The 1,762-nt window shown below is 75.9% G+C and carries 2 protein-coding genes; both read right to left on the reverse strand.

Annotation, left to right across the window (positions count from 1 at the left end; genetic code table 11):
- Nucleotides 1-229 (reverse strand): hypothetical protein (locus C1I97_RS36570; RefSeq protein ID WP_111007198.1); only part of this gene is annotated, 229 nt, incomplete at its 3' end.
- Entirely contained in the window at nucleotides 216-1,601 is a 1,386-nt protein-coding gene (locus tag C1I97_RS36575; RefSeq protein ID WP_111007199.1) for a PspC domain-containing protein, read from the reverse strand. The genes C1I97_RS36570 and C1I97_RS36575, both read right to left, overlap by 14 nt.
- Between the last annotated feature and the right edge of the window lie 161 nt (nucleotides 1,602-1,762).

Raw genomic sequence — 1,762 nt, forward strand, 5'->3', positions numbered from 1 at the left:
CTCCCGCCCCGGTCCGGTCGGCGGCCGTGCGGCAGCCCCGGCGTCCGCGTACGGCCCTGGCCACGACCCCCACCGCGCCCGCCAGGCACAGGCCGCCCACGACCAGGGGTATCACCACGAACCACGGGGTCTCCCAGGCGCCGCCCGCGTCTCCGGCGTAGACCACGCCCGCGCCGGTGAGGAAGATGCCGGCCACCAGCCTCCCGGGCTGGAACTCATGACGCAGCACGGCTCACCTCCGCCTGCCCCAGACCGACCTGGAGCTCGAGATCCAGTGTCCCGGCGCCGTCCTTGCCGCCGGCCGTGGGGGGCAGCGTCACCTTCTGGTGCCGGCCCGGAGCCACGTCCACGTCCTGTGAGTTCTCGCCCGGCAGCCGGATGTCGCCGACTCCCACGTGGATGGCCGCCCGCACGGTCACGCCCGGTGGCACGATCACCCTCAGCCGGCCGACCCCCACCTGTGCCGTCGTCGTCACCGTCTCTCCCTTGCCGGGGCGTATCCGGGTCAGGTCGAGGGTGCCCTCCCCGGTGCCGAGGTTGTACTTGCCCTGGACGTCCGCCGTCGCGGCGGGCTGCCACGTCCGGTGGGCCCAGTGCGTACCGATGTCCTTCGGAAGCGCCGCGGAGGCGGCGAGCAGGGCCGCGGTGACCAGCGCCAGCAGTACCGAACCGGCACCCGTCCGCCCCAGGAAGGCGCTCACCGCCATGCCCAGGCCGAACACGGCGAGCGCGCAGGCCAGGCCGGCCTGCAGACTGGTGCCCAGCGCGTGGCCGTGCCAGGTCAGCCCGGTGCCGAGACCGCCGGCGAGCAGAGCCAGCAGGAAGACCCAGCCGCCGATCCCGCGCGGGCCGCGAGGGCGGAGCGGCTTGGCGCACGCCGGGCGTATGCCCTCGCTTCCGCGGCGGCCGAGGCCGATGTTGACGGCCGCGGCGACGTCCCGGTCCCGCGACTCCCGCGGCCCCCACAGGTAGCCCGTGCCGCCGACATGGGTGCCGTCCTTGACGATCGGGTAGCGCCACCAGGAGGGGTAGGCGGCGGGCACCGGCGGCGCCTGTGCCTCCGGTGGGGCGTCGGCGACGGCCTGGGCCGCCAGCGGGTCGGGGTCGGGGGCGCCGCGGTGCTGCGACCAGTAACCGGCCCCCGCGAGGAGCAGGGACAGGACGACGCCGAAGGTCAGCACACTGGCGTTGCTCAGCATCGACAGGAACGCCCCGCAGCCGACCAGCGCGAATATCACGGCCGCCAGCGCCTGGCCGTCCACCCGGCCGGTGAGGAGCTTGCGCACCTCGTTCTCGTCCTCGTCCTCGTACGGCACGAAGAGCCAGGCGAAGCCGTAGAAGATGAGGCCGATCCCGCCGGTGGCGGCGAGCACGGACAGCGTGATCCGGAAGATCACAGGGTCCATGTCGCACTGCCGGCCCAGCCCGGCGCACACCCCCGCGATCGCCCTGTGCCGTCGTTCCCGCCGAAACCTCGCGGCGCCACCGGCACCCTCCGGGCCGGCCCCGGCTCCCGGCTCCGCCCCGGCCCGGTCGTCCGGGTCCGGCCGCGGCTCGGTGGGTGTGCCCGGCTGTTCTGCCGTCCCCGTGGTGCCCGTCACGTCGTCCTCCCCGGTCGGGTGGGCCTCGCCGGCCGTGCTCGGCCGTTCGTCCGCTCGCTGCGCGTCCGCCCGCTCGGGCGCACGCGGCTCCTCACCCGCACTCGCGCCGGGCCCGGTGTCCCGCGGCCCGGCGCCCGGGGCCGGGCCGCGGGACACCGGGC

It is taken from the genome of Streptomyces sp. NTH33 (genome assembly GCF_003236365.1).
Classification (GTDB): Bacteria; Actinomycetota; Actinomycetes; order Streptomycetales; family Streptomycetaceae; genus Streptomyces.